This is a genomic window from Saccharothrix variisporea, assembly GCF_003634995.1.
Classification (GTDB): Bacteria; Actinomycetota; Actinomycetes; order Mycobacteriales; family Pseudonocardiaceae; genus Actinosynnema; species Actinosynnema variisporeum.
Genome location: NZ_RBXR01000001.1, coordinates 7,336,116 through 7,361,000 on the forward strand (window position 1 = coordinate 7,336,116; position 24,885 = coordinate 7,361,000).

A 24,885-nucleotide genomic window follows, 5' to 3' on the forward strand; every position below is an offset into this window, starting at 1 on the left:
AGTGGATGCGGTTCGACCTTTCGGGCGGCGTGGTGTGCCTGGGCGAGACGATGGTGGTCCTGGTGCCGGCCGAGTCTGGTCCCGTGCGTTCGGTGCGCACGTGGACGCGGGCGATCGGCGGGGCCGAGTCGAACGTGGCCATCCACTTGGCGCGCTTGGGTTTGCGCAGCCGCTGGGTGTCGGCGGTCGGTGACGACGCCTTCGGTGGGGCGGTCCTCGACTACGTGGGCGGTGCCGGGGTGGACGTCAGCGGTGTGCGGGTCGATCCTTCGAGGCCGACCGGTCTCTACGTGAAGGAAGCCGACCCGCTGGGGAGTCACGCCCGCTACTACCGGGCCGGTTCGGCGGCTTCGGCGATGGGGCCGGAGGTTCTGGCCGGCCTCAACCTGGACGACGTCCGGCTGGTGCACGTCAGTGGGATCACGGCGGCGTTGTCGGACAGCTGTCTGGAGCTGCTGCGTGCCGTCCTGCGCGGACCGCGTGAGCACCTGGTGTCGTTCGACCTGAACTGGCGGCCGGCGCTGTGGGCCGACCGCGACCCGTCCGTCCTGCTGGAGTTGGCCGACGCCGCCGACATCGTGCTGGCCGGCGCGGACGAGGCGGAGGCGGTGTGGGGGACCGGCGACCCGGAGAAGCTGCGCGCCCTGCTGCCCGGCCCGGCCACCCTGGTCGTCAAGCAGGGCGAGGAGGGCGCGACCGCCGTGGAAGACGGCGAGTTCACCTACCAGGAGGCCCTGAAGGTGGACGTCGTGGAGCCGGTCGGGGCCGGTGACGGGTTCGCCGCCGGGTACCTCGCCGCGCACCTCGCGGGCCTGCCGCCGACCCGCCGGCTGCGCGCCGGGCACCTCCAAGCCGCCGCAGCGCTGCTCACCAGCGAAGATGTGGGCGAACCGCTGCCGCCCGAGGTGACCGGGCCGCTGCTGTCCGCCGACCCGCCGGCGTGGGCCGCCGCGCACCTGAGGAGAGTGTGATGAGTCAGAGCCTGGACCGGGCGTTGACGTTGATGGGGGAGCTGGCCGGGGGCGCCAAGACGCTCGACGAGCTGTCCGCCGTCATCGACGTGCACAAGTCCACCACGCTCCGGCTGTTGCGCACCCTGGAGTCGCACCGGTTCGTGCGCCGCGACGGCGTCCACCACTACCGGCTCGGCGCGGCCCTGTTCGACCTGGCCAACCGGGCGCTGGAGGAGCGGGACGTGCGCCGCGCCGCCGAACCCGCGCTGCGCGAGCTGAACTCCAGACTCGGCTACACCGTGCACCTGGCGTCCTACGAGGGCGGCGAGGTCATCTACATCGACAAGTACGACAGCACCCACCCGATGCGCATGTACTCCCGCATCGGCCGCCGCGCCCCGCTGCACTGCACGGCCGTGGCCAAGGTCCTGCTGTCCGACCTGCCCGAAGCCCGCCGCCGCGAGGTCGCGCGGGAGATCGACTACGTGCCGCTGACCGCCAACACCATCACCACGCCCGAGGCGTACCTGGAGGAGTTGAACCGCGTCCGCGAGCGCGGGTACGCCGTCGACAACGCCGAGCACGAGGACTTCATCCACTGCATCGCGGCACCCATCCGGGGCGCGCGCGGCGAGGTGGTGGCGGCGGTCTCGATGTCGGTGCCCAAGGTCCTGCTCGACTACGACGGCCTGCTGGGCCACCTGCCCGACCTGCTCGCGACCGCGCGGGCGGCGTCCCTCGAATGCGGTTACAGCCCGCGCGACCAACAGGAGAAGTGAGAATGGCCAAGACCGAGATCCGCACGCCGAACGCGCCCACCCCGGTGGCGTCGTTCTCGCAGGGGGTGATCAAGGGCAACGTCCTCCAGGTCGCGGGCCAGGTCGCGTTCGACCCCGCCACCGGCGAGATCGTCGGCGAGACCGTCGCCGAGCAGACCCGCCAGGCGCTGCGCAACGTCGCGGCCGTCCTGGAAGCGGGTGGCGCGTCGATGGACGACGTGGTGATGATGCGCGTCTACCTCACCGACACCTCCCAGTTCGGCGAGATGAACGAGGTCTACAACGAGGTCGTCACGCAGCAGCCGTTCCCCGCCCGCACCACGGTCTACGTCGGCCTGCCCGCCGGCCTGCTGGTCGAGATCGACGCCTTGGCCGTCCTGGGCTGAACACGTGGTGAGACGGGCGCGTACTTCTGCCGGTACTTCTGCGTGGTGCGCGCCCGCCGCCGGCGGTTGACTGGGGTCACCCCCACGAAAGGACCGCGTTGCGATGGCCAGGAACGCGTCACCGATCGGATGACCGCAGTTCGGCGGCCCGGGTTCGGCACTCCCCTCCCGCCGCCGGGTCGCCGAGTTCGTCGTGGACCTCGGCCAGCACCTCCAACGCGTGCACCAGCCGGCGGTGCCGCTGCTGGGTCGCCACCGCCACGGCCGCCAGCAGCTCCGTCCGCGCCTCGACCGGCTCACCCAGCCGGTGCAGGGCCAGCCCGCGCAACGTGCGCGCGTCGCTCGTGGTGTTGGGCGCCGTGGCGGCGACCGAGTGCTCCACCGCCTCGGTCGCCGTCTCCAGCACCTCCGGCCAGCGACCCAGTTCGGCCAGGCTGTTCGCGGTGCGCACGAGCAGGCTGCCGAGCATCTCGGTGGTCATCACCGCCGACAGGTTCAGCACGCCCGAGCGGACGCCGTCGATCAACTTCCGGTGCACGTCCACGGCCTCCTCGTACCGCCGCAACCCGTGCAGCACGAGTCCCATGCACGACAACGAGATCTGCTCGCCCAACGGGTAGTCCGCCGCCCGGAACAGCACCCGCGCCCGGCCCGCGCTGGACAGCGCCGACTCCAGCTCGCCCGAGTGCATCTCCGACGCGGCCCGGTAGTGCATGGCCCACGCCTGCTCCCGCACGTCACCGCACGCGACCGCGGCCGTCCAGGCCTCCTCGTGCAACGCCAGGGCGTCGGCGGGTCGGCGCAGCAGCACGCACAGCGTCCAGGTCAGGAAGTTCAGCTGCACGGCCTCGTCGCGCACGCTGCCCAGCGCCCGTGCCGCCGCCACCCCGGCGGTGAACACCTCGACCCACGTCTCACCGCGTCCGCGCTGGTCGGAGTACCAGTGCATGGCCGTGGCCAGGTCCAGCACCTCGCGGTGCAGGCCGCGCGCCGACGCCCAGCGCAGCGCGCCCAGCCAGCCCGGGGTCTCCGCGACCAGCCACGCGTCCGCGTCCTCCTTGTCCGCCAACAACTCCGTCGGGGTGTCGCGGGCGTCGGGACCGTAGAACCCGGCCGCCGCCACGGCCGTGCTCAGCAGGTGCCGGACCACGCGCGTGCGGGTGTCCTCGTGGTCGGGCTCCTCCTCGGTGAGCCGTTCGCCGGCGAACACCCGGACCAGGTCGTGGAAGACGTACCGACCCGGCGTCTCGGCGGTGTCGAGCAGGCTCACGTCCACCAGCTCTTCCAGCGTGTCCTCGGCCTCGAACCGGTCCATGCCCGCCGCCACGGCCGCCAGCTCGGGCGTGAAGCTCGCGCCCGGGACCGCCGACAGCCGCCGGAACAGCAGAGCCGCCTTGCCGCCCAACTGCCGGTAGGACATCTCGAACGCCGTGCGCACCTGGAGGTCGCCCGCGGTCAACGCGGTCAGCCGGCGGCGTTCGTCGGCGAGCTGACCCGCGAGGTGCGCGACCGTCCACTTCGGACGGCTGGCCAGCCGGTTGCCCGCGATGCGCAGCGCCAGCGGCAGGTGCCCGCACAGCTTGGCCACCCGAGCGGCCTCCTCGGGCTCGGCCGCGACCCGCGTCCCGGCGATGGCGGCCAGCAGGTCCACCGACTCGGCCGGCCCGAGCACGTCCAGCGCCAACCGCGCCACGGCCTCCAACCCGCCCAGCACCTGCCGGGACGTCACCAGCACCAGCGACCGCTTCCCGGTGGCCAGCAACGGCCGCACCTGGGCCTCGTCGGCGGCGTTGTCCAGCACCACCAGCGTCGACCGGTCGCGCAGCAGCTCCCGGTACAGGTCCGAGCGCTCGGCCTCGCTGGACGGCACCCGCGACTCCTCGACGCCCAGCGCGAGCAGCATCCGGTGCACGACCTCCGCCGGATGCAGCGGACGCGCGTCCATGCCCCGGAGGTTGAAGAAGAAGCACCCGTCCGGGAAGCGGTCGGCCAACCGGTACCCCGCCCGCACGGCCAGGCTCGTCTTGCCCGCCCCCGGCGGCCCGTGCACCACGACCACCGAGGTCTCGGCGCGGTCGGCGATCCCCGCCACCACCTCCAGCGCCCGCTCCCGGCCGGTCAGGTCGGCGATGTCCGGCGGCAACGCGCACTGGGCGATCGTGGGCTGCTTGCGCACCCGACCGTCCTTGGCGGCACTCGCCAGCTGCCGGAGTTCCTCGTCGGACAGGCTCAGGACCCCCGCCAACGCCTCCACCGTGCGCCGCTGCGGCCCCTTGGCCCGACCGCGTTCCATGTCGCTGATCGCCCGGACGCTGACCCCCGAACCCTCGGCCAGCTCCTCCTGGGTCAGCCTCGCGCGCTGCCGGTACTCGCGCAGCAGGCCGCCGAACGTCGTCCCCACTCCGGCCAGATTAGTGCGTGGCCGGATTGGCCATGGGAGGCGTCACCGGGTCGCATCGGTGGTATTGGTCTCGCATGAAGTGGTACGCGGACGCACCGGCGCGCCGGGCGCTCCAGGCGGTGGCCGACCTGCTGGCACTGGCGTGGGTGTGGTTCTGGGTCGAGGTGGCGCGGGGCGCGCGGGACGCCGTGCTCACCCTGCGGGCCCCCGGCGACGGCCTGACCAGGGCGGGCAACGGCCTGCGCGACACCTTCTCCGACGCCGCCGCCAAGGCCCGGGACGTCCCGCTGGTGGGCGGGAGGCTGGGAGAGGCCCTGGACAAGGGCCGTGACGCCGGCGGGACCCTGGTGGACGCGGGCAACACCCAGATCGAGGCCGTGGAGACAACCGCGCTGTGGCTGGCGGTGGCCCTGATCGCCATCCCGGTGATGTTCCTGCTGATCACCTGGCTGCCACTGCGCGTGCGCTACGCGAAAAAGGCCGGTGCCGCGCGGAGGTTGCGCGACACCGGCCGAATCGACCTGCTGGCCCTCCAGGGCCTGACGACCCTGTCACCACGAGAGCTGGCGAAGTTCCCCACCGACCCCGCCACCGCCTGGCGCCAGGACGACCGAGAGGTCGTCGAGGCCCTGGCCACCCGTTACCTCAGGACACGGGGGCTGCGGGGCCGGTGAGCCGTGCTCACTGCCGGCGGTGCCAGTAGTACTGGCTGCCGCCGTACAGCACGACGTTGCCGTCGTCCTGCACCACGAGCCGGTCGGACGGCGTGCCGTTCGTGCCGGTGTACCAGCGCGGCGCGCCCGCGGTGCTGTAGAGGACGAAGTTGCCGTCGTACTGGAGCTCCGCGCGGGTCACGTCGCTGTTGTAGGTGAACGTGTGCCACTCCGGCTGGCCGGCGGCGTTGTACAGCACCAGGTTGCCGTCGGTCTGCAGCGTCAGCTTGTACTGGCCGTTGGGCGAGACCTTCGTCTCACCGCGGACCAGCATCTGCCCCCTGGTGACCCGGTCCTTGGCCGGCGTCGAGAGCTGCCGGTGCCAGTAGTAGTTCGACCCGCCGTACGCGACGACGTTGCCGTCGTCCTGCACGACGATCCGGTCCACCGCGGTGCCACCGGTGAAGGTGTGCCACGTCGGGCTGCCGTCCGCGGTGTACAACACGAAGTTGCCGTCGTGCTGGAGCTCCGCGCTGACGCCACCCCGGCCGGAGGTCTGGCTGTGCCACACCACCGCGTTGGTGGCGTTGCGCAGGACCAGGCTGCCGTCCGCGTCCAGCGCCAGCTTGTACTGGCCGTTGGGCGAGACCTTCTGCTGGCCGACCGCCAGCGACTCACCGCGGACGATCCGGTCGGCGACCGGGGTGTAGTCCGGGGTGGGCGAGCCGAACAGCAGGCGGTTCGGCGACCCCTGGGTGTCGGTGACCTTGCCCGAAGTCGCGTTCTTCACGACCGCGCGCTGCACCTGGTCGGGCGTGGCGGTCGGGTTCGCGGACAGGTAGACCGCCACCGCCCCGGCGACGTGCGGCGCGGCCATGGACGTGCCGTCCATGATCGCGGTCGCGGTGTCGCCGGTGTTGTAGGCGGACGTGATGCTCACCCCCGGCGCGAAGATGTCGACGCACGAACCCCAGTTCGAGAAGTACGCCCGCGCGTCGGTGCTGTTCGTCGCGCCGACGGTGATGCCCTGCGAGACCCGGGCCGGCGACCACTCGCAAGCGTTGCCGATCTCGGTGTCGCCGTAGTTGCTCGCCGCCGTGACGTAGGTGACGCCCGCCGCGATCGACCTGCGGACCGCGTCGTCGAGGACGGTGCCCTCGTTGTCCGGGTCGTGCCCGCTGAGGCTCATGTTCGCCACAGCCGGCTTGACGTGGTTCGTGGTGACCCAGTCGATGCCCGCGATGACACCGGCGAGGCTGCCGCTGCCCTGGCAGTTCAGCACCTTCACGGCGTGCAGGCGCACGCTCTTCGCCACACCGTACGACGTGCCGCCGAGGGTGCCGGCGACGTGCGTGCCGTGGCCGTTGCAGTCGACGTCGGGCTCGTTGGGGTTCTGGGGCGTCCGGAAGGCGTTGAAGTCGAACGTCGCCCGCCCACCGAAGTCGGTGTGCGTGGTCCGGATGCCCGAGTCGATGACGTAGGCGTGGACGTTCTCCGCCGAGTTCGCGTAGTTGTACGTGCCGTTGGTCGGCAGATACCGCTGGTCGATCCGGTCCAGCCCCCACGACGGCGGGTTGGTCTGCGTGCCCGCCGTCGTGATCTTCTGGTCCTGCACCACCTTGGCCACGGCCGGGCTGCCCGCGAGCCGCTTGGCGTCGGCCTCGCTCATCTGCGCGGCGAAGCCGTTGAGCGCGGCCGAGTACTTGTGCGTGACGTGGACCGCGTTCTTCCGCAGGACCACGTCGGTGTCCTGACGGTCCTTCAGCACCACGATGTAACTGCCCTCGACGGCGCTCTTGCTCCCCGCGCCCTCGATGGTCACCTCCTGCGCGAACGCCGGTGTCGCGCTGAGGCCCAGAGCGGCGATCGCCGCCGTGGCCCCGACACCGGCGATACGTCTCCAGGACGTGCCGAAATCTCCCATGACTGGGTGCCCCCTCAATGTGGGTACTGAGCGGAAGCGAGGGGGTGACTTCACTCGTTCGAGTGACCCCCGCGCGGGCACAGCCAACCACAGGGAAGGCGCTTCCCAAGGGGACTTTCACAACTAATCCACAGGTGCCCGCCGGTGTTCGCAGGGTCACTCGCCGGAGTGAACCCGCGAACCCCTCCGGTGTCGTCGTCGACACCCCTGGACAGCCGCCGGCGAACCGCTCACCCCGCTCCCCGGGAGCCGCCGCCAGGCCACGGTCGTGCGGCGACTCGCCGGCCACGCTCGTGCGGCGACTCGCCCGGGTGGGTGGGGTGTCCTGGTCGCAGGTCAGTAGACGGGGCCGGTGTACTTCTCGCCCGGGCCCTGGCCCGGCTCGTCGGGCACGGCGGAGGCCTCGCGGAACGCGCGCTGGACCGACTGGAGGCCCTCGCGCAGCGGCCCGGCGTGCGGGCCCAGGTACTCGGCGGACGCGGTGACCAGGCCGGCCAGGGCGGTGATCAGCCGGCGGGCCTCGTCGAGGTCGCGGCGGGGGCTCGAGTCCGGGTCCTCGTCGGCCAGGCCGAGGCGCTCGGCGGCGGCGGACAGCAGCATGATGGCCGCCTTGCTGATCACCTCGATGCTGGGAACATCGGACAGCTCGCGGACGTTGTTCGGAGGCAGGTCGGTCACGTCGGCCATTCTCGCAACCGACCCGTTCCGGTCGCCGGTTCGGGGGTTGACAAGCCGGTCTGCTACTATTCTCCGCGCGACCAGTCCCCACCCACGTGGGGACGGCAAGTGGAGCCCCGCTCCCACCCGCGTTCCACCGCCTTCAGGTGGCCGGGTCCGGTCACCTCGACGGGTGGACTGCGCCCTTCGTTGTGCGATCGGTCGGAAGCGGGCCTCACACCGGGCAGGTGTGGGGCCTCTTGTCTTTGGCGCACAACGAGTCACAAAGGACGTGAATGACAAGTCCCTCGAACCGAGGTGCTCCCGCCAGCACCGAGCCGCGTATCAACGAGCGCATCCGCGTGCCGGAGGTTCGTCTGGTCGGGCCGAACGGCGAGCAGGTCGGGATCGTTCGCATCGAGGACGCGCTCCGACTCGCGCAGGAAGCGGATCTCGACCTCGTCGAGGTCGCCGCGCAGGCTCGGCCGCCGGTCTGCAAGCTCATGGACTACGGGAAGTTCAAGTACGAGAGCGCCCAGAAGGCCCGTGAGTCGCGCCGCAACCAGCAGCTGACGGTCATCAAGGAGCAGAAGCTCCGGCCGAAGATCGACCCGCACGACTACCAGACGAAGAAGGGCCACGTGGCCCGCTTCCTGTCGCACGGGAACAAGGTCAAGGTGACCATCATGTTCCGCGGCCGAGAGCAGTCCCGGCCCGAACTCGGTTACCGGCTGCTGCAGAAGCTGGCGGAGGACGTCGCGGAGCTGGGCTTCGTCGAGTCGAACCCCAAGCAGGACGGCCGCAACATGATCATGGTGTTGGCGCCGCACAAGACCACGAAGACCCGTCCGGTGAAGCACGAGCAAGAGGACGCCCCGGCGGAGTCTGTCGAGGAGTGATCCCGGCCACGGCGGCCGGGCGCAAGCAGTGGCCCGGCTCCCGGTCGGGCGCAAGCGTGGCCGTCTCGCGTCTGCGGGGCGGCCGGCAGGAGACGAGGACAGGAATGCCGAAGAACAAGAGCCACAGCGGTACCTCCAAGCGCGTGAAGGTCACCGGCAGCGGCAAGATCATCCGTGAGAAGGCGGGCAAGCGCCACCTGCTGGAGAAGAAGTCCAGCAAGCTGACCCGTCGCCTCAGCGGCACCACCGAGGTCGCCAAGAACGACGTGCCGCGGATCAAGAAGCTGCTCGGCATCTGATCCTCCCGCTCCCCTTGAACACCGGGGCCACGAGCCCCACGAGATCGACAGGATGGACCCGTGGCACGCGTCAAAAGGGCCGTGAACGCCCAGAAGAAGCGCCGTACCACCCTTGAGCTCGCCAGCGGCTACCGCGGCCAGCGTTCGAGGCTGTACCGCAAGGCCAAGGAGCAGGTGCTCCACTCGCTCAACTACGCGTACCGCGACCGCCGCGCGCGCAAGGGCGACTTCCGGAAGCTGTGGATCCAGCGCATCAACGCCGGTGTCCGCGCCAACGGCATGACCTACAACCGCTTCATCCAGGGCCTGCGCCTCGCCGAGATCGAGGTGGACCGCAAGATCCTGGCCGAGCTGGCCGTCAGCGACCCCGGCGCCTTCACCGCGCTGGTCGAGCTGGCGAAGGCCGCGCTGCCCGCCGACGTGAACGCGCCCGTCGAGGACAAGGCCTGAGCGACGCACCGCGACCCGGGGCTGCTCCGTTCACCGAACGGACACCCCGGGTCGTTGCTGCTCGGCACCTGACCAGGCGGTCCGGCCGCGAACGGGCGGGCCGCTTCCTGGCCGAAGGCGCGCAGGCGGTGCGCGAGGCGCTGTCCTGGGCCGCCGCCGGACGCGGTCGGGTGCACGAGCTGTTCGTCACCTCGGTGGCCGCCGACCGCAACCCGGAGATCGTCCGGGCGGCGGTGGACGCCGGTGTGCCGGTGAGCGCCGTCACCGAGAAGGCCGCCGCAGGCCTGTCGGAGACCGTGTCGCCGCAGGGCCTGGTCGCCGTGTGCGACCTGCTGGACGTACCCCTGCCGCTCCTGTCGCTGGCCGGCGCACGCCTGGTCGCGGTGCTGCACGGCGTCGCCGACCCGGGCAACGCCGGCACGGTCGCCAGGGTCGCCGACGCGGCCGGCGCCGACGCGGTGATCTTCGCCGGCGACACGGTCGACCCGCACAACGGCAAGTGCGTGCGCGCCTCCACCGGCAGTGTCTTCCACCTCCCGATCTCCCGGTCCCGTGACGCGGACGAGGTCTTCGCGGCCTGCCGCGCAGCCGGCCTGCGCCTGGTCGCCGCCGACGGGTACGCCGAGGAGGACCTGGTCACCGCCGACCTGCGCGGCGACCTGGCCCGCCCCACGGCGTGGGTGTTCGGCAGCGAGGCCCACGGCCTCCCCGACGACGTGGTCGCCAAGCTCGACACGTCGCTCAAGGTCCCCATCTACGGCGGCGCGGAAAGCCTCAACCTCGCCACAGCCGCCGCCGTGTGCCTCTACGCCTCCGCCCGAGCCCAACGCACCTGACTGCGGCCACCACCCGCAACGACCGCTCCGCCCGCAACGACCGCTGCCCGCGTCCGCCTCAGTTGCCCGCCTGCGCGCGTTCCGCCCTGGTGCCCGCCCGCGCGTATCTACCCCGGTGTCCCCCCCGCGCGTGTCCGCCCTGGTGTCCGCCCGCGCGTGTCCGCCCTGGTGTCCGTCCGCGCGCGGCCGCCGCCGAGCGCGGCAAGACCAGTCTGCTGGCCTCGACGCGCCCGGCCCGCCGCTCGTGCCCGGCAGCCGTTCGCGGTCAGTCCTGGAGTCGCGCGTTGAGCGAGCGCAGCAGCGGGTCGCCCGCCACCGGCTTCTCCAAGGTCCGCAACACCTCCTCCAGCACGTTGGCCGTGTCACCGACGATCTGCAACGGCGCGTGCTCGGTCAGCAGGCCGGCCGCCCGCCGGATCTCCGCCTCCGCGTTGACCGCGTCACCGGACTGGAGCAGGAACCGCGCACCCCGCTGCGCCAGGAACGACTGCCAGTCGACGTCGCCCAGCCGCGCCGCCAGCTCCTCGGCCACCCCGTTGCGCTCCAACGCCTCCGCGTACCGCCCGGCCTGGAAGTGCAGGAACGCCCGGATCGCCGCGATCCGCGCCGACAGGTGTGTCCGGTGCTCCTCGTTGTCCATCGCGGGCAGCAGCCGTTCCGCCGCGTCGAGTGCCGCACCGCACTCGTCGCGCTGGTCGTCGGGCAGGGCCGCCGCCGACTCGACCCACGAACCCGCCGCCTCGGCCGGGTCCGGCACCCGCTCCCAGTGCCGGGCCGCCTCGGCGTAGGCGCGTGCACCGTCCGACGCCCGGTCCAGCCGCCGCAGCACCCCGCCCAGCAGGTCGTAGGCGAGGGCCCGCCGCCACGGCTCGTCGTCCGGGATCAGCGGCAGTGCGGTCTCCAGGTGTGTTCGCGCCGCCTCGTTCTCGTCCAGTCGCGAACACGCCTGCGCCAACCGGTACCGCACCGGGACCACGATGTCGTCGCGCACGTCGTGGCTCTCGATGACCCGGACCGCTTCCTCCAGCGCCTCCGCGGCCTCCACGAACCGCCCGGTCTTGAGGTAGCCGCCCGCCAGCGTGTAGCAGGCGTGCACCACGTCCTCGGGCACGCCCAGCTCGTGCCCCACGGAGATCGCCTCCCGCAGCTGCTCCAGCTGCCGGTCCTCGACCTCCAGGCGGTCGACCGACGCCACCCGCTGCCGGTGCGCCTCGGCCGTCCACGGACCGCGCGGTGTGCTGAACGCGGCCACGAACTCCTCCGCCGTGTCCAGCGCGGCGGGCAGCCCCAGCACCGTCTCGATCTTCAACCGCAGCCGCAGGGCGTCGAACCGCACGCCCGCCGTCGGCTCGCCCGCCAGCACGTCGGCGACCACCGCGGACGCCTCGTCCAGCTCGCCGATGGACGCCAGGTGCTGCGCCACGTCGCACCGCACCCGCGCGACCAGCTCCGGCACGTCCGCCTCGGCCAGCGCCAGCGCCTCGCGCACCAGCTCGCCCCGCTCGTCGGTCGCGTCCGCCTCGCCCAGCAGGTCGACCACGACCAGGCGGGTCAGCACCCGGGTGTACGGGGTGCCCGCGCGGTCCGCCTCCGCCACGCACTCCCGCGCCTCCGCCAGCGCCGCTTCCAGGCCCACGTGCTCGACCCGCATCGCCGCGCCCCGGCTGCGGTACCGGTTGGCGAAGTCGTGCTCGCCGGCCGCCGCGAGCCGGGCGACCGCCGCGTCCAGCTCGGCCATGGCGGTCGCGTGCTCCTCGTGCACCGTGCTCTGCCGCGCCGCCAGCGCCCGCCGGGCCGCGACGCGCGCCGCGAGGCCCTCCGGCAGCAGCGGGTCGAGGTCGCGCGGCAGGGACCGCAGCAGCCGCATGCCGGTGATGAAGTCGCCGTGGTCGAACGCGTGGTTCATCTCCTGCGCCAGCTCGACCGGGTCGGCGACCGGTGTCGGCTCCTCCTCCGGTGTGGGCGCGACCTCCGCCCGCACCGGCACCGCCAGCGGCACGTGCGGTGTGTCGGCCGACGCCAGCTTCGCGCGGATGCGGCGGCTCACCGCGTCCGTCCCGTTGCGCCGGTCGAACCGCTCCGCGATCTCTAACGCCTTCGCCGCCAGCAGGTCCCGCAGCTGGGACGCGCCGTAGACCTCGGTCTGCCCGTCGCGCGGCACGACGAAGTCCAGCGGCTTGTCCACCCGACCCAGCAGCACCGCCGCACCCGCCGCGAAGTGCATCTCCTGCGACGGCGACGGCGAGTGGTGCACCCGGTGCACCTGCCGCTGCAGCAGCTCGATCCCGCGCTGCACGTTGCCCGATGTCGCACAGAACACCAGGTGGTCGTCCACGTAACCGCCGTACTGGTCGTCGCGCACCAGCCGGTGGGCCACCACGTGCGCCTGCCGCGCCCGGTCCAGGTCGCCCAGCGCGACGAACGCCGGGGTCAGCGTGGTCAGGATGCCCTGCGGCTGGGTGGCGCAGCCGGTGTCCTTCTCCAGCTGGTGCTCGGCGTGCGCGACCGCCTCCGCGTACCGGCCCTGGCGGATCAGGTGCCCGGCCTGGTCCTCCACGACGCACGCCTCGCAGTCGCTCATCGGACCGCGGTCCATGGCGAGGTACCGCGCGAAGTACTCGCGGTAGCCCTCCTCGTTGCCGATGTGCTCGGCCAGCTGCGCCTGCGCCCCGTACACCGGCTGCATGGAGTACCCGTGCCGCTGGTACCGCTCGCCCAGCTGCGTGATCACCGACCGGACCTGGTCCAGCGTGAACCGGGGATCGGCCATCAGCCCGCTGACGATCCACTTGTGCGCCCAGTCGAAGCTGTGCGTCTCCCACTCGTCGAACGCCGTGGGGTCCCGCTTCTCCGCCGCGCCGCACCACGCGAACGGCGCCAGCATCAGGTCGTAGCGACCCAGGTCGTAGGCGGACCGGATCAGGGCGATCCGGCAGCTCACGCCGAGCGGCAGGTGGTCGACGGCGTCCGCGGTGCGCGCGGCGCGTTCCAGCGCCTCGTGCCGCGCCATGCCCTCCGGCATGTGGTACGCCTCGACGAACTGCTGTTCGGCGGCGGTCTTCTCCTCGCTCACGATTGCCCTCCGACAGCGCGGTCCAGCAGTTCCAGGAAAGAGCGGTTGAGCGCGGCCGTGTCCTTGGGGCGCATCGGCCGGCGCGCTTGCAGCAACGCGTGCACGTACAAGGACTCGACGGTCAGCTCCACCAGCGCCGAGTCGTTGAGCCCCGCCAGCCGCCGCACCAGCGGGTTGCGCACGTTGAGCACGAGCCGCTGGGCCGCGTCGGACTGCTCCGACACCAGGCTGCCCAGCAGTTCCGCCCACAGCGGGTCGGCCTGCTCGCCGACCTGCTCGACGTCCCGCCGGCGCTCGCCCTCCACGTTGGTGACCAGCAGGGCGGGCAGCGACGCCGGGTCGAAGTCGCGCGGCACGGCCTCGCAGTCGTGCCGCTCCAGCACCTCCTTGGCCAGCGCCAGCCGGTCGCGCAGCGCCCGCTCCAGCTCCGGCTCCGGGTCGCCCAGCGCGGCCAGCACCTCGGTCGGGGCGACCCGCCGCGCCGCCGCCGGACCGTCCAGCGCCACCAGCCGGTCCATGATCTCCACGTCGTAGGCGTAGCCCGCGTTGAGCAGGCCCATGCCCTGGGCGTGGGCGACCGGCGCGAGCTGCCGGAACTCGTCCACGTCCGGCACGTACGCGATCGAGCCGTGCTTGCGCTTGAACTGGCGCAGCGACTGCCCGCCGTCGGTGGTCTCGAACGGCAGCCACCGCTCCACCAGCCGCAGCATCTCGTCGTCCACCCGCGCCAGCGACTTGATGCCCAGGTGGTGGGCGTCGAGCAGCGCCGACGTGCGGTCCGGGTCGGTCGCGTCCAGCCGCACCAGCCAGTCGCGGACCTGCCGGCCCAGCTCCTCGCGCACCGCGAGCAGCGTCTCGTCCTGGTAGAGCGCCTCGCGGCTGGCTGTGGGCCGCAGCGACGACGAGTCGACCACGCACCGCACGAAGTACGCCCACTCCGGCAGCAGACCCTCGATGGCGTCGCCGACCAGCATCCGCTTCAGGTACACGCGGTGCGACTGGCGCGCGCCGGGGTGCACCCCGCCGGGCAGCACGTACGCCACGCCGGTCAGGCCCACGGTCGGCACCTCGACCGGGATCGCGTCGAACGGCCGCACGCCCAGCACCTTCGCGCCGTACCCCAGCGCGTCGTCCAGCCACGGCAGCCGCTCGGCGGTGAGCACCTCGCCGCCCACGCTGACCTTCACCGGCAGCAGCTCGCCGTACTCGGTGACCAGCGCCTTGACGACGTCGTGCTCCAGCCAGTGCTCCGAGTCGCGGTTGGGCACCAGCTCGATGGTGGTGCCGACTGGGATTCCGGAGTCCGCTGTCTCGCCTGTCGTCCGATTCTCGGCTTCGCCGAGGACCTCCACCTCGTAGTTGCCCGCGGCGTCGGCTGTCCACCGCACCGCCGGGCCGCCCTTGGCCGACCGGGACACCAGTCGGATGCGCTCGGCGACCAGGAACGCGGACAGCAGGCCCACGCCGAACTGGCCGAGGAAGCCCTGGCGGGCGAACCCCAGCTCGTCCCGCTTGGACGTGCGGCCCAGTGTCGAGAGCAGGTCGTGGACCTCGCGCTCGGTCAGGCCGATGCCGGTGTCGGAGATGCGGAGGGTGCCGCCCGTGCCGGAGTCGATCGGCTCGATCACCACCTCGCCCGGCGCGTCCGGCTGGAGCGCTCGGCGGGCGGTGATCGCGTCCACCGCGTTCTGCAGCAGCTCTCGCGCGTACACGCGGGGACTGCTGTACAGGTGGTGGCTGAGCAGATCGATGATCCCGCGCAGGTCGACACCGAAGGTGTGTGCCATGGGAGTGGAATCCACCTCGGGTCAGGTCACGTAGGACGGTCGATTCTAGGTGCGCCACGGTGGCGGCGGACCCGGTTTTCGGCGCTTCGCCCGCCGGGCCGGCGGCTCACTCGAAGATCAGTGTGCACGAGGGGTACGACAATTCCGCGCGGTCGACCTGCCGGGGTCACGGCGCAGTCACGGCCGCGGTGGATCCGGCCCCACCCCGATCACCTAGGATCGACCCGCCGCTCCGTGCCCTTCGCGGGGTGGTTTCCACACGCGGCACGCGACGGGAGCTGTCCACCAACCATGTCCGGAGCCAACGACCCGTACGACCCCAAGCAGGTCGCGGCGCTCTCACCGGAGGCGCTCGACACGGCGGTGGAGCAGGCGCGGGAGGCGTTCGCGAAGGCGGCCGACCTCGACGAGCTGGCCGCCGTCAAGCCGAGCCACCTGGGTGACCGCTCGCCCGTCCTGCTGGCCAGGCGGGAGATCGGCGCGCTGCCGCCGGCCGCCAAGGCCGAGGCGGGCAAGCGGGTGAACGAGGCGCAGAACGCGGTCAAGCACGCGTTCGAGGAGCGCCGCGCCGTGCTCCAGGCCGAGCGCGACGAGCGGGTCCTGCGCGAGGAGTCGGTCGACGTCACGCTGCCCTGGGACCGCGTCCCGCGCGGCGCGCGCCACCCCATCAGCACCCTCGCCGAGCGCATCGCCGACGTGTTCGTCGCGATGGGCTACGAGGTCGCCGAGGGGCCCGAGCTGGAGACCGAGTGGTTCAACTTCGACGCGTTGAACTTCGGCAAGGACCACCCGGCCCGCTCCATGCAGGACACCTTCTACGTGGCGCCCGAGGGCTCCGGCCTGGTGCTGCGCACCCACACCAGCCCCGTGCAGGCCCGCACGCTGCTGGACCGCGAGCTGCCGGTGTACGTCGTGTGCCCGGGGCGGACGTTCCGCACCGACGAGCTCGACGCCACCCACACCCCGGTGTTCCACCAGGTCGAGGGCCTGGCCGTGGACAAGGGCCTGACCATGGCGCACCTGAAGGGCACGCTCGACGCGTTCGCCCGCGCCATGTTCGGCGAGGACTCCAAGACCCGCCTGCGGCCCAGCTTCTTCCCGTTCACCGAGCCGTCCGCCGAGGTGGACGTGTGGTTCCCGGAGAAGAAGGGCGGCCCCGGCTGGGTCGAGTGGGGCGGCTGCGGCATGGTCAACCCGAACGTGCTGCGCAACTGCGGTGTCGACCCGGAGGTGTACTCGGGGTTCGCGTTCGGCATGGGCCTGGAGCGCACGCTGCAGTTCCGCAACGGCCTGCCCGACATGCGCGACATGGTCGAAGGCGATGTCCGCTTCACCCAGCCATTCGGAACGGAGGCATGACCGGTGCGTATCCCGGTTACCTGGCTGGTCGAGAACCTCGAGTTCGCCGAGACCCCGACGCCCGAGCAGCTCGCCGAGGCGTTCGTGCGGATCGGCCTCGAGGTCGAGGACGTGCACCAGCTCGGTCCCGTAACCGGTCCGCTCGTCGCGGGCCGGGTGATGGAGATCAAGGAGCTCACCGAGTTCAAGAAGCCCATCCGGTACTGCCAGGTCGAGGTCGGTCCGGACCAGGTCAACGGCATCGTCTGCGGCGCGTCGAACTTCGTCGAGGGCGACACGGTGGTCGTGGCGCTGCCCGGCGCGGTGCTGCCCGGTGACTTCGCGATCACCCCGCGCAAGACCTACGGGCACGTCAGCGAGGGCATGATCTGCTCGGCCCGCGAGCTGGGCCTGGGCGACGACCACTCGGGCATCCTGGTGCTACCCAGCGGCACCGCGCAGCCCGGCGACGACGCCATCGAGCTGCTGGGCCTCAACGACACGGTCATCGAGGTCGCGCCCACGCCCGACCGCGGCTACGCGTTCTCCGTGCGCGGCCTGGCCCGCGAGATCGCCTGCGCGTTCGACGTGCCGTTCGGCGACCCCGGCCTGGCCGAGGTGCCCGAGGGCGAGGGCGACGTGCTGCCGGTGCGGATCGAGGACCCGTCGGCGTGCTCGCGGTTCGTGGCCCGGCGGGTGACCGGCGTGGACCCGACCGCGCCGACGCCGTGGTGGATGCGGCGGCGGCTGATGCTGGCCGGCATCCGGTCCATCTCGCTGCCGGTCGACGTCACCAACTACGTGATGCTGGAGCTCGGTCAGCCGCTGCACGCGTTCGACGGCGCGACCGTGCAGGGCGGCCTGGTCGTGCGGCGCGCGGTGGCGGGGGAGAAGCTCACCACGCTGGACGAGCAGGTCAGGGCGCTGGACCCGGACGACATCGTGATCGCCGACGACAGCGGCGTGGTGTCGCTGGCCGGCGTCATGGGCGGTGCGTCCACCGAGGTCCGCGACACCAGCACGGACATCCTGCTGGAGGCGGCGAACTGGGACCCGGCGTCCATCGCGCGCACTGTAAGGCGGCACAAGCTGCCTTCAGAGGCCGCTAAGCGGTTTGAACGGACCGTGGACCCGGCGCTGGCCCCGGTGGCCTTGGAGCGCGCGGCGCGTCTGCTGCACATGTTCGCCGAAGGCAGCATCAAGCCGGGACGCACGGACGTGGGCACGCCGGTGCTGCCCGGTCCGGTGACCATGCCGATCGACCTGCCCGACCGCGTGGCGGGCGTGCGCTACGCGCGCGGTGTGACGGCGCGGCGCCTGGGCCAGATCGGCTGCCAGGTCGAGGTCTCGACCGGTGACGACGGATCGACCCTGGTCACGGCGGTGCCGCCGACGTGGCGCGCCGACCTCACCCAGCCCGCCGACCTGGTGGAGGAGGTGCTGCGGCTGGAGGGGTACGACACGATCCCGTCCACGCTGCCGCCCGCCCCGGCCGGTCGCGGCCTGACCGAGCAGCAGCGGCGCCGCCGGACGGTGTCGCGTGCCCTGGCCGAGAACGGGTTTGTCGAGGTCAAGCCGTTCCCGTTCATCGCACCCTCGGTGTTCGACGCGTTCGGGCTGGCCGAGGACGACGTGCGGCGGCGCTTCGTCAGCGCGCTGAACCCGCTGGAGGCGGACAAGCACGCGCTGGCGACCACGCTGGTGCCGGGTCTGTTGGAGACCTTGCAGCGCAACCTGGCGCGTGGCGCTCGTGACGTGGCTCTTTACACGGTCGCCCAGGTGACGTTGCCGCGCACGCAGCCGGTGCCCGTGCCCGAGGTGGGCGTGGGCGCGCGGCCGTCCGACGAGCAGGTCGCGTCGCTGATCGCGTCCCTGCCGCAGCAGCCGGTGCACGTCGCCGCGGTCCTGACCGGGCTGCGCGAGCACGCCGGCTGGTGGGGCAAGGGCCGTCCCGCGGACTGGGCGGACGCGGTGCAGGCCGCACGGCTGGTCGGTGAGGCGTACGGCGTCGAGCTGACCGTCAAGGCGTCCTCGCTGGCGCCGTGGCACCCCGGTCGGTGCGCCGAGCTGCGCGTCGGCGACTGGCCGGTGGGCCACGCGGGCGAGCTGCACCCGAAGGTGCTGGAAGCGCTGGGTCTGCCCAAGCGGACCGTCGCGTTCGAGCTGGACCTGGACGCGCTGCCGGTGGAGGACCGCCGCCCCGCGCCGGTCGTGTCGCCGTACCCGCCGGTGCTGCTGGACGTGGCCGTCGTCGTGGACGCCGCGGTGCCCGCCGCCGAGGTGGCCCGGGCGCTGACCGCGGGCGGTGGCGAGCTGCTGGAAGACCTGCGGCTGTTCGACGTGTACACGGGCGACCAGGTCGGCGAGGGCAAGCGGTCGCTGGCCTACGCGCTGCGGTTCCGCGCGCCGGACCGGACGCTCACGGTCGAGGAGGCCACAGCGGCCCGGGACGCGGCCGTGGCGGAGGCGTCGACCCGCTTCGGGGCGGTGCTGAGAGGCTGACGCAGAGTTCCTGGACCCGCACCAGTGCGGGTCCAGGATTAGACCGGTCGGGTGAAACCATCGGTCGCCGAGGTAGCGGGAACGTGCAGATCAGGGCACTCGGCGTCACCTGTCAAGGGGTCTTTGGACCTGCATTTCCGGGCCTGCCTGGTTCTTGCGCCAAGGTTGAACGTTCTCCAAGATTGGCTTCGCGGCCCGCTGGGCCGAGGGGCGAAGCGATGAACCGCCGGGCGAGTCTGGTCGCCGGTCCGACGGGGAGCTAGCGGCGAACCCACCGCCTGATGCAGCAGTCGTAGTGAGGTTGCCTCATGCGTACTTTGGGACCACGGATGGAAGTCGCCGTCGCCATGACCATCCTGGGCGTCGGTGCCGCCGTGGTCGCCGCGATGCACCTCACCTGGCCCGCGCCCGAACTGCCCGCGATGGCGTACGCGGTGAGCAACGGCGAGCCGGGTGTCTCCGACCTCAAGCCGTTCGAGATCAACGACGTGTCCGGCGCACCGGTCGAGCTGACGCCCGGCGGGGTCGGGTCGCGGCTCGTGCGGCTGTCCAACCCGAACAGCGTCGACATCGTCGTGATGACGCTCCAGGCCGTGCCGGGGCAGCCGTTGGACGCGGCGCACAACCGGGTGCCGGACTGCCCGTCCGGGGTGCTGAGCGTGCGACCGATGGCCGAGCCGGTGTCCATCCCGCCGGCGGGGGCGGTCGAGGTGGAGATGGTCGTGCAGATCTCCCCGGACGTGCCCGACGCGTGCCAGGACTCCGTCTTCCCGCTCACCTACTCGGGCCGTGCCACCCGCGGCTGACCCGCCGCGCCACCCACGTTCGACCCGCCGCGCCACCCGCGGCTGATCCCCCGCGCCACCCGCGTCCGACCCCTGCGGCCGACCTTGGGTCCCGTCCTACTCCGCGATGAGCCTGCGCACCGCCTCGGCGACGTACTCGTATCGTGCCTCGGCGTCCGGCGACTCGCCCGGGAACTCCGGGTTGACCTCCGTCCACGTCGCCGCCAGGTGCAGCACCAGCCCCAGCAGCACGGCGGGCGGGAACCGCTTCGGCAGGACCCCTTCCGCCTGGGCCTGCGCGATGAGCTCCACCTTCCGGTCGGTCGCCTCGACGGCCAGGGCGTTGACCTCGGACTCGCCCGGCTCCAGCCGGTGCCACACGGCCAGTCGCATGACCTCGGGGTGCACGTCGTACATCCGGGCGAGCTTCGCCGCGTACCCCGGCAGGTCGTGGACGTCGATCGGCGTCGACTCGACCACCCGCCGCACGATCGAGCCGTAGACGGCGTCGAAGAGCTGCGCCTTGCCGCCGAAGTAGTGGTAGATCTGCGCCTTGTTCGAGTTCGCCTGGGCGGCGATCCGGTCCACCCGCGCGCCCGCGATGCCGTGCTCGGCGAACTCCGCGAGGGCGGCGTCGAGCAGGCGTTGGCGGGTCGCGTCCGCGTCTCTGATCACGACTTCGAGACTATCTTCTAACCAGTTAGTTGACAAAGTCCGATCTTGCCGGCACTCTTCTAACCAACCAGTTAGAAAGGAAGGTGTGTCATGCTCCGCAAGGATCCGCTGATCGCCTGGCGTCCCGCGCTCGCCGCGGCGGCGTTCCAGGTCGCGTTCCCCGTCGTGCACCGGCTCCGGTACGCGTCGCCGGAACTCCAGTTCGCCACGAGGAAGGTGGCCAGACCGGCCACGATCCGCATCCCGACGCGCCACGGCGAGGTCAAAGCCCTGGTGTACGCGCCGCCCGACCCGGTCGACCGCCCGCCCGTGCACCTGATCGCCCACGGCGGGGCGTTCATCGCGCGCGTGCCCGAGCAGGAGGACAACGTGGCGCGGTTCCTGGCCTCGGAGGTGGGCGCTCACGTTGTGGTGCCCAACTACTCGACCGCGCCGACAGTGCGGTTCCCGGTCGCCGAAGACGAACTCTTCGACGTGTACCGGTGGATGCGATCGGCCACCTACGGGTGGGACGGTGCCCGCATCTCGGTGGGCGGAGCGAGTGCCGGCGGCAAGCTGGCGGTCAACGTGGCGTTGCGCGCGGCGGAGGCCCGGATCCCGCTGCCGGTCGCGCTGACGGTCGAGTTCGGCACCGTCGACCTGAGTCGCCCGGACTCCAGCCGCACCTCGATGCTGGAGAAACCGGTGGTGGGCCGGTCCCTGATGTCCCTGGTCCGCCGCACGTACTTCGCGGGTGCCGACCCGGAGCACCCGCACGTCTCACCGATCCGCCACCCGAACCTGGCGGACCTGCCGCCGACCCTGGTCCTGACCGCCCAGCACGACACGCTGCGAGAGGAGATGAGCGACTTCGCCAAGATCCTGGAAGCCGAGGCCGTACCCGTGACCTACCGCGAGTTCGAGGGCGTCGACCACGGCTTCACCCACACCAGGCCGGTCGAGGTGGCCCGAGAGGCGATCACCCTGATCGCCGACCACCTGCGCACCGCCTACACGCCCAGCGCCCAGCCACCGGCCGAACCCCCGACACCCACCATCCGCCGAAACTCCCTGGGGATGCTCGACTGACCCCTGACCCCTGACCCCTGACCCCTGACCGCACCCTTCGCACCAGGTCGGGTCAGGCACCGCCCCGCGGTAGGCACCGGCCGCCTACCGCACCCCGCCCACAACCAACCGCCCCCCGCAACCAACTACCCCGGCGACCCACGGCACCCACGGTTCGCCGCCCCCTACGGTTCGCCGCACCCCAGCCGCTACGTCGGACCTGCCACCCGCTCACAGGTGCTTGGTGGCTTCCCTTCTGGAGAGAGGAGAGAGTTCCGGGTGCGCGTCGACGAACGCGCGCACCCACCCGGGGTCCACGCGGGCGTACTGGCGCAGCGCCCAGCCGATGCCCTTGCGCAGGAAGAAGTCCGGGTCCGCGATGTTCGCCTCGATCGCGTCCTGGAGCAGGTCGAGGTCGGTCTCGCCCTTCGACCCCAGCTGGCAGATCACCGACACCCGCCGCCGCCAGCGGTCCGGGTCGGTCATCCAGGTGCGCACCACCGGTTCGACGTCGTCGGGGTGCGCGCGCAGCAGCGGGCCGATGCGGCGGGACGCGATCTCGTCCACGTAGTCCCACCACGCACCGGTCACGACCAGCTCGTCGTACACCGGCAGCAAGGTCGGGTCCTGCCACTTCGGGTACCGGCCGACCAGGTCCAGCGCCAGGTACCGCTCCTCGCGGTAGGTGGCACCGCGCCACAGCTCCAACACCGTGTCCACCCACTCGTCACGGGAGGTGAATGGGAACTTGCCGAACAGCGACCGCGCCAGTGCGGCGCGCTCGGGCTTCGGCACACCGAGGAACGGCATCTCGGACTTCATGTACCGCTGCATCTCCGGCGCCTTCGCCGGATCGGCGGCCGACCTCAGTCCTTCGTGGATCGCCGTGACGAGTCCGCTCACGACACCACCGTAGAGCGGCTCGATGTGTCACGCTTCGGTCATGAGCGAGTTCGACTACGACCTGCTCGTCATCGGATCCGGTCCCGGCGGGCAGAAGGCGGCCATCGCGGGCGCGAAGCTCGGCAAGCGGGTCGCGATCGTGGACAAGGCGGACATGGTCGGCGGCGTGTGCGCGAACACCGGCACGATCCCGTCGAAGACCATGCGGGAAGCGGTGATGTACCTGACCGGGATGAGTCAGCGCGAGCTGTACGGCGCGGACTACCGGGTCAAGAAGGACATCACGATCTCGGACCTGCTCGCCCGGACCCAGCACGTCATCGGGCGCGAGGTCCAGGTCGTGCGGGCCCAGCTGCACCGCAACCAGGTCGACCTGCTCACCGGGACGGCCCGGTTCGTCGACCCGCACACGGTCGCGGTGCAGGGCGTGCACCGGGGCGAGCACCACACGGTCTCGGCGGACAAGATCGTGATCGCCACCGGCACCCGCCCGGCCCGCCCGGCGCAGGTCGACTTCGACGAGGAGCGCGTCCTCGACTCGGACGAGGTGCTCGCGCTGGAGGAGATCCCGTCGTCGATGGTCGTGGTCGGGGCCGGGGTGATCGGCATCGAGTACGCCTCGATGTTCGCCGCCCTGGGCAGCCGGGTGACGGTGGTCGAACAGCGGGAGCGCATGCTGGAGTTCTGCGACCCGGAGATCGTGGAGTCGCTGAAGTTCCACCTGCGGGACCTGGCGGTCACGTTCCGGTTCGGGGAGAAGGTGGTCAACGTCGCCGTGTCCGAACAGGGCACCGTGACCACCCTCGCCAGCGGCAAGCGCATCCCGGCGGCGGCCGTCATGTACTCGGCGGGCCGCCAGGGCGCGACCGAGGAGCTGAACCTGGCCGCCGCCGGCCTGGAGGCCGACCACCGCGGTCGGTTGACCGTGGACGAGCACTACCGCACGTCGGTGGAGCACGTCTACGCGGTGGGCGACGTGATCGGCTTCCCGGCCCTGGCCGCGACGTCGATGGACCAGGGCCGGCTGGCCGCGTACCACGCGTTCGGCGAGACGGTGAACGAGCTGTCGGCGTTGCAGCCGATCGGGATCTACACGATCCCGGAGATCTCGTACTGCGGTGCCACCGAGGCCGAGCTGACGGCGTCGGCGACCCCGTACGAGGTCGGCCTGGCCCGCTACCGGGAGCTGGCGCGGGGCCAGATCGTCGGCGACGCCTACGGGATGCTGAAGCTGCTCGTGTCCACGGTGGACCGCAAGCTGCTGGGTGTGCACCTGTTCGGCACGGGCGCGACCGACCTCGTCCACATCGGACAGGCGGTCATGGCGTGCGGCGGCACGGTGGACTACCTGGTGGACACCGTCTTCAACTACCCGACCCTGTCCGAGGCGTACAAGGTGGCGGCGCTGGACGTGACCAACAAGATCCGAGCCCTCGACCGCTTCGGCGCCTGAGCGGGAACGAGAGGCGACGAGAGCGGACGAGCGGGGGACGAGAGGGACGGGAGCGACCAAGCGCGGAAGCGCGACCAAGCGGGACCAAGCGGGACCAAGCGGCCGGGCGCGCCTACTTTCACCCGGCTACCGCGTCCTCGTCGCTCGCTTGGCCGCAGCAGACTGTGCCGCTCGGCCGGGCTGCCGGGGCCTTGTCGCTCGGTTGGGCTGCTGGGACTTGCCGTTCGGTCGGTTCAGGCTGGTAGGCGGTCGAGGAAGGTGGCGAGCAAGGGGGCGATTTCGGTGACGTGTTCCTCCAGGGCGAAGTGGCCGGTGTCGAAGATGTGCAGTTCGGCGTCCGGTACGTCGCGGAGGTAGGCCTTTGCGCCGTCTTCGGTGAAGATGCCGTCGCCGCGGCCCCAGACGACGAGGGTCGGTGGCTGGTGGGTGCGCAGCCACTCCTGCCAGCGCGGGTACAGGGCGACGTTCGTGTGGTAGTCCAGCGCGAGGTCGACCTGGATCTCCGTGCGGCCCGGCTGGTCCAGGAAGTTCTGGTCCAGGGTCCAGGCGTCGGGATCGACCAGGCTCGGGTCGGTGGTGCCGTCCTCGTACTGGGACCTGGTGAAGGCGAGGGTCATCAGGCCGCGTGCGACGTCGCGGTCGTGGTTGGCGACGAAGCCCTGCGCTGCCTCGGACAGGCCCTCCGCGTAGGTGTTGGCGTTCTGCACGACCAGGCCGGTGATCCACTCCGGGTGCCGGGTCGCCAGGCGGAAGCCGACCGGGCCGCCGAAGTCGAACGTGTACAGGGCGAACCGGGTCAGGCCGATCGCCTGCACGAAACCCTCGACGACGTCGGCGAGTCGCTCGAACGTGTGGTGGTCGAGGTCGCCGCTGTGGCCGAAGCCCGGGTAGTCGGGGGCGACGAGGTGGTAGCGGGTCCCGAGTGCGTCCATCAGGCGGCGGAACTGGTGGGACGCGCTCGGGAAACCGTGCAGCAGCAGGAGCGTGGGCGCGTCCGCCGGACCGGTCTCCCGGTAGAAGACCTGGACGCCGTCGACCTCGACGTGCCGGTGGAAGACCTTGGGGAGCAGCATGGCGCCCACACT

At 71.8% G+C, this 24,885-nt stretch carries 21 protein-coding genes; 13 read left to right on the forward strand and 8 right to left on the reverse strand.

What is annotated here, in order from left to right; translation table 11 throughout:
* Positions 1 to 5: 5 nt before the first annotated feature.
* Genes DFJ66_RS33590 through DFJ66_RS33600 form a run of 3 tightly spaced genes read left to right on the forward strand, consistent with a single transcriptional unit; the run spans position 6 to position 2,118 of the window.
* Entirely contained in the window at positions 6 to 971 is a 966-nt protein-coding gene (locus tag DFJ66_RS33590; RefSeq protein ID WP_121227280.1) for a sugar kinase, read from the forward strand.
* On the forward strand, positions 971 to 1,732 hold the full coding sequence (locus DFJ66_RS33595) for an IclR family transcriptional regulator (protein ID WP_121227282.1): 762 nt from the start codon (positions 971 to 973) through the stop codon (positions 1,730 to 1,732). Before DFJ66_RS33590 ends, DFJ66_RS33595 begins: the two co-directional genes overlap by 1 nt.
* Positions 1,733 to 1,734: 2 nt before the next feature.
* Positions 1,735 to 2,118 (forward strand): RidA family protein, encoded by a 384-nt coding sequence (locus tag DFJ66_RS33600; RefSeq protein ID WP_121227284.1) that lies wholly within the window; start codon positions 1,735 to 1,737, stop codon positions 2,116 to 2,118.
* A 118-nt stretch (positions 2,119 to 2,236) separates the two neighbouring features.
* On the opposite strand, the gene DFJ66_RS33605 is transcribed toward DFJ66_RS33600, so the two are convergent.
* On the reverse strand, positions 2,237 to 4,519 hold the full coding sequence (locus tag DFJ66_RS33605) for an ATP-binding protein (protein WP_246030001.1): 2,283 nt from the start codon (positions 4,517 to 4,519) through the stop codon (positions 2,237 to 2,239).
* 74 nt (positions 4,520 to 4,593) lie between these two features.
* Here DFJ66_RS33605 and DFJ66_RS33610 point away from each other — a divergent pair, with 74 nt between their 5' ends.
* Positions 4,594 to 5,193 carry a hypothetical protein gene (locus DFJ66_RS33610; protein WP_121227286.1) on the forward strand — a complete coding sequence of 200 codons (600 nt, stop codon included), beginning with the start codon at positions 4,594 to 4,596 and terminating at the stop codon, positions 5,191 to 5,193.
* A gap of 7 nt (positions 5,194 to 5,200) precedes the next feature.
* On the opposite strand, the gene DFJ66_RS33615 is transcribed toward DFJ66_RS33610, so the two are convergent.
* On the reverse strand, positions 5,201 to 7,096 hold the full coding sequence (locus tag DFJ66_RS33615; protein ID WP_121227288.1) for a S8 family serine peptidase: 1,896 nt from the start codon (positions 7,094 to 7,096) through the stop codon (positions 5,201 to 5,203).
* A gap of 336 nt (positions 7,097 to 7,432) precedes the next feature.
* A complete protein-coding gene (locus DFJ66_RS33620; protein ID WP_121227290.1) occupies positions 7,433 to 7,783 on the reverse strand; it encodes a DUF1844 domain-containing protein in 351 nt (116 codons plus the stop codon).
* Between the two features lie 266 nt (positions 7,784 to 8,049).
* Here DFJ66_RS33620 and infC point away from each other — a divergent pair, with 266 nt between their 5' ends.
* The 4 genes from infC (at position 8,050) to DFJ66_RS33640 (ending at position 10,237) form a co-directional block, all read left to right on the forward strand.
* A complete protein-coding gene (gene infC / locus DFJ66_RS33625; RefSeq protein ID WP_121227292.1) occupies positions 8,050 to 8,652 on the forward strand; it encodes a translation initiation factor IF-3 in 603 nt (200 codons plus the stop codon).
* Between the two features lie 104 nt (positions 8,653 to 8,756).
* On the forward strand, positions 8,757 to 8,951 hold the full coding sequence (gene rpmI, locus DFJ66_RS33630; RefSeq protein WP_121227294.1) for a 50S ribosomal protein L35: 195 nt from the start codon (positions 8,757 to 8,759) through the stop codon (positions 8,949 to 8,951).
* A gap of 60 nt (positions 8,952 to 9,011) precedes the next feature.
* The gene (gene rplT / locus DFJ66_RS33635; protein WP_121227296.1) at positions 9,012 to 9,401 is read left to right on the forward strand and encodes a 50S ribosomal protein L20; all 390 of its coding nucleotides are present in this window, start codon (positions 9,012 to 9,014) and stop codon (positions 9,399 to 9,401) included.
* Positions 9,398 to 10,237, forward strand: a complete 840-nt coding sequence (locus DFJ66_RS33640) for a TrmH family RNA methyltransferase (protein WP_121232124.1) — start codon at positions 9,398 to 9,400, stop codon at positions 10,235 to 10,237. The genes rplT and DFJ66_RS33640 overlap by 4 nt, the downstream gene beginning before the upstream one ends.
* Positions 10,238 to 10,502: 265 nt before the next feature.
* Here DFJ66_RS33640 and DFJ66_RS33645 read toward each other — a convergent pair whose 3' ends face one another.
* Positions 10,503 to 13,310, reverse strand: a complete 2,808-nt coding sequence (locus tag DFJ66_RS33645; RefSeq protein WP_121227298.1) for a tetratricopeptide repeat protein — start codon at positions 13,308 to 13,310, stop codon at positions 10,503 to 10,505.
* Entirely contained in the window at positions 13,307 to 15,097 is a 1,791-nt protein-coding gene (locus DFJ66_RS33650; protein WP_121227300.1) for an HSP90 family protein, read from the reverse strand. The genes DFJ66_RS33645 and DFJ66_RS33650 overlap by 4 nt, the downstream gene beginning before the upstream one ends.
* 291 nt (positions 15,098 to 15,388) lie before the next feature.
* Between DFJ66_RS33650 and pheS the strand changes: the two genes are divergently transcribed.
* The 3 genes from pheS (at position 15,389) to DFJ66_RS33665 (ending at position 19,743) form a co-directional block, all read left to right on the forward strand.
* Complete coding sequence (gene pheS / locus DFJ66_RS33655; protein ID WP_121227302.1) at positions 15,389 to 16,456, forward strand: phenylalanine--tRNA ligase subunit alpha; 1,068 nt, start codon at positions 15,389 to 15,391, stop codon at positions 16,454 to 16,456.
* Between the two features lie 3 nt (positions 16,457 to 16,459).
* On the forward strand, positions 16,460 to 18,937 hold the full coding sequence (pheT, locus tag DFJ66_RS33660) for a phenylalanine--tRNA ligase subunit beta (RefSeq protein WP_121227304.1): 2,478 nt from the start codon (positions 16,460 to 16,462) through the stop codon (positions 18,935 to 18,937).
* Positions 18,938 to 19,266: 329 nt separating this feature from the next.
* Entirely contained in the window at positions 19,267 to 19,743 is a 477-nt protein-coding gene (locus DFJ66_RS33665) for a hypothetical protein (RefSeq protein ID WP_246030002.1), read from the forward strand.
* Positions 19,744 to 19,839: 96 nt separating this feature from the next.
* Here DFJ66_RS33665 and DFJ66_RS43105 read toward each other — a convergent pair whose 3' ends face one another.
* Positions 19,840 to 20,397 carry a TetR/AcrR family transcriptional regulator gene (locus DFJ66_RS43105; RefSeq protein WP_170199818.1) on the reverse strand — a complete coding sequence of 186 codons (558 nt, stop codon included), beginning with the start codon at positions 20,395 to 20,397 and terminating at the stop codon, positions 19,840 to 19,842.
* Positions 20,398 to 20,487: 90 nt separating this feature from the next.
* Between DFJ66_RS43105 and DFJ66_RS33675 the strand changes: the two genes are divergently transcribed.
* Entirely contained in the window at positions 20,488 to 21,465 is a 978-nt protein-coding gene (locus DFJ66_RS33675) for an alpha/beta hydrolase (protein ID WP_121227308.1), read from the forward strand.
* A 210-nt stretch (positions 21,466 to 21,675) separates the two neighbouring features.
* Here the strand turns inward: DFJ66_RS33675 and DFJ66_RS33680 are convergent, their stop codons facing one another.
* Positions 21,676 to 22,347 (reverse strand): DNA alkylation repair protein, encoded by a 672-nt coding sequence (locus DFJ66_RS33680; RefSeq protein ID WP_246030003.1) that lies wholly within the window; start codon positions 22,345 to 22,347, stop codon positions 21,676 to 21,678.
* A 40-nt stretch (positions 22,348 to 22,387) separates the two neighbouring features.
* Between DFJ66_RS33680 and sthA the strand changes: the two genes are divergently transcribed.
* Positions 22,388 to 23,800 (forward strand): Si-specific NAD(P)(+) transhydrogenase, encoded by a 1,413-nt coding sequence (sthA, locus tag DFJ66_RS33685; protein WP_211351399.1) that lies wholly within the window; start codon positions 22,388 to 22,390, stop codon positions 23,798 to 23,800.
* A 233-nt stretch (positions 23,801 to 24,033) separates the two neighbouring features.
* Here sthA and DFJ66_RS33690 read toward each other — a convergent pair whose 3' ends face one another.
* Positions 24,034 to 24,873, reverse strand: coding sequence for an alpha/beta fold hydrolase (locus tag DFJ66_RS33690; RefSeq protein ID WP_121232128.1), 840 nt, complete (start codon positions 24,871 to 24,873; stop codon positions 24,034 to 24,036).
* Positions 24,874 to 24,885: the final 12 nt, after the last annotated feature.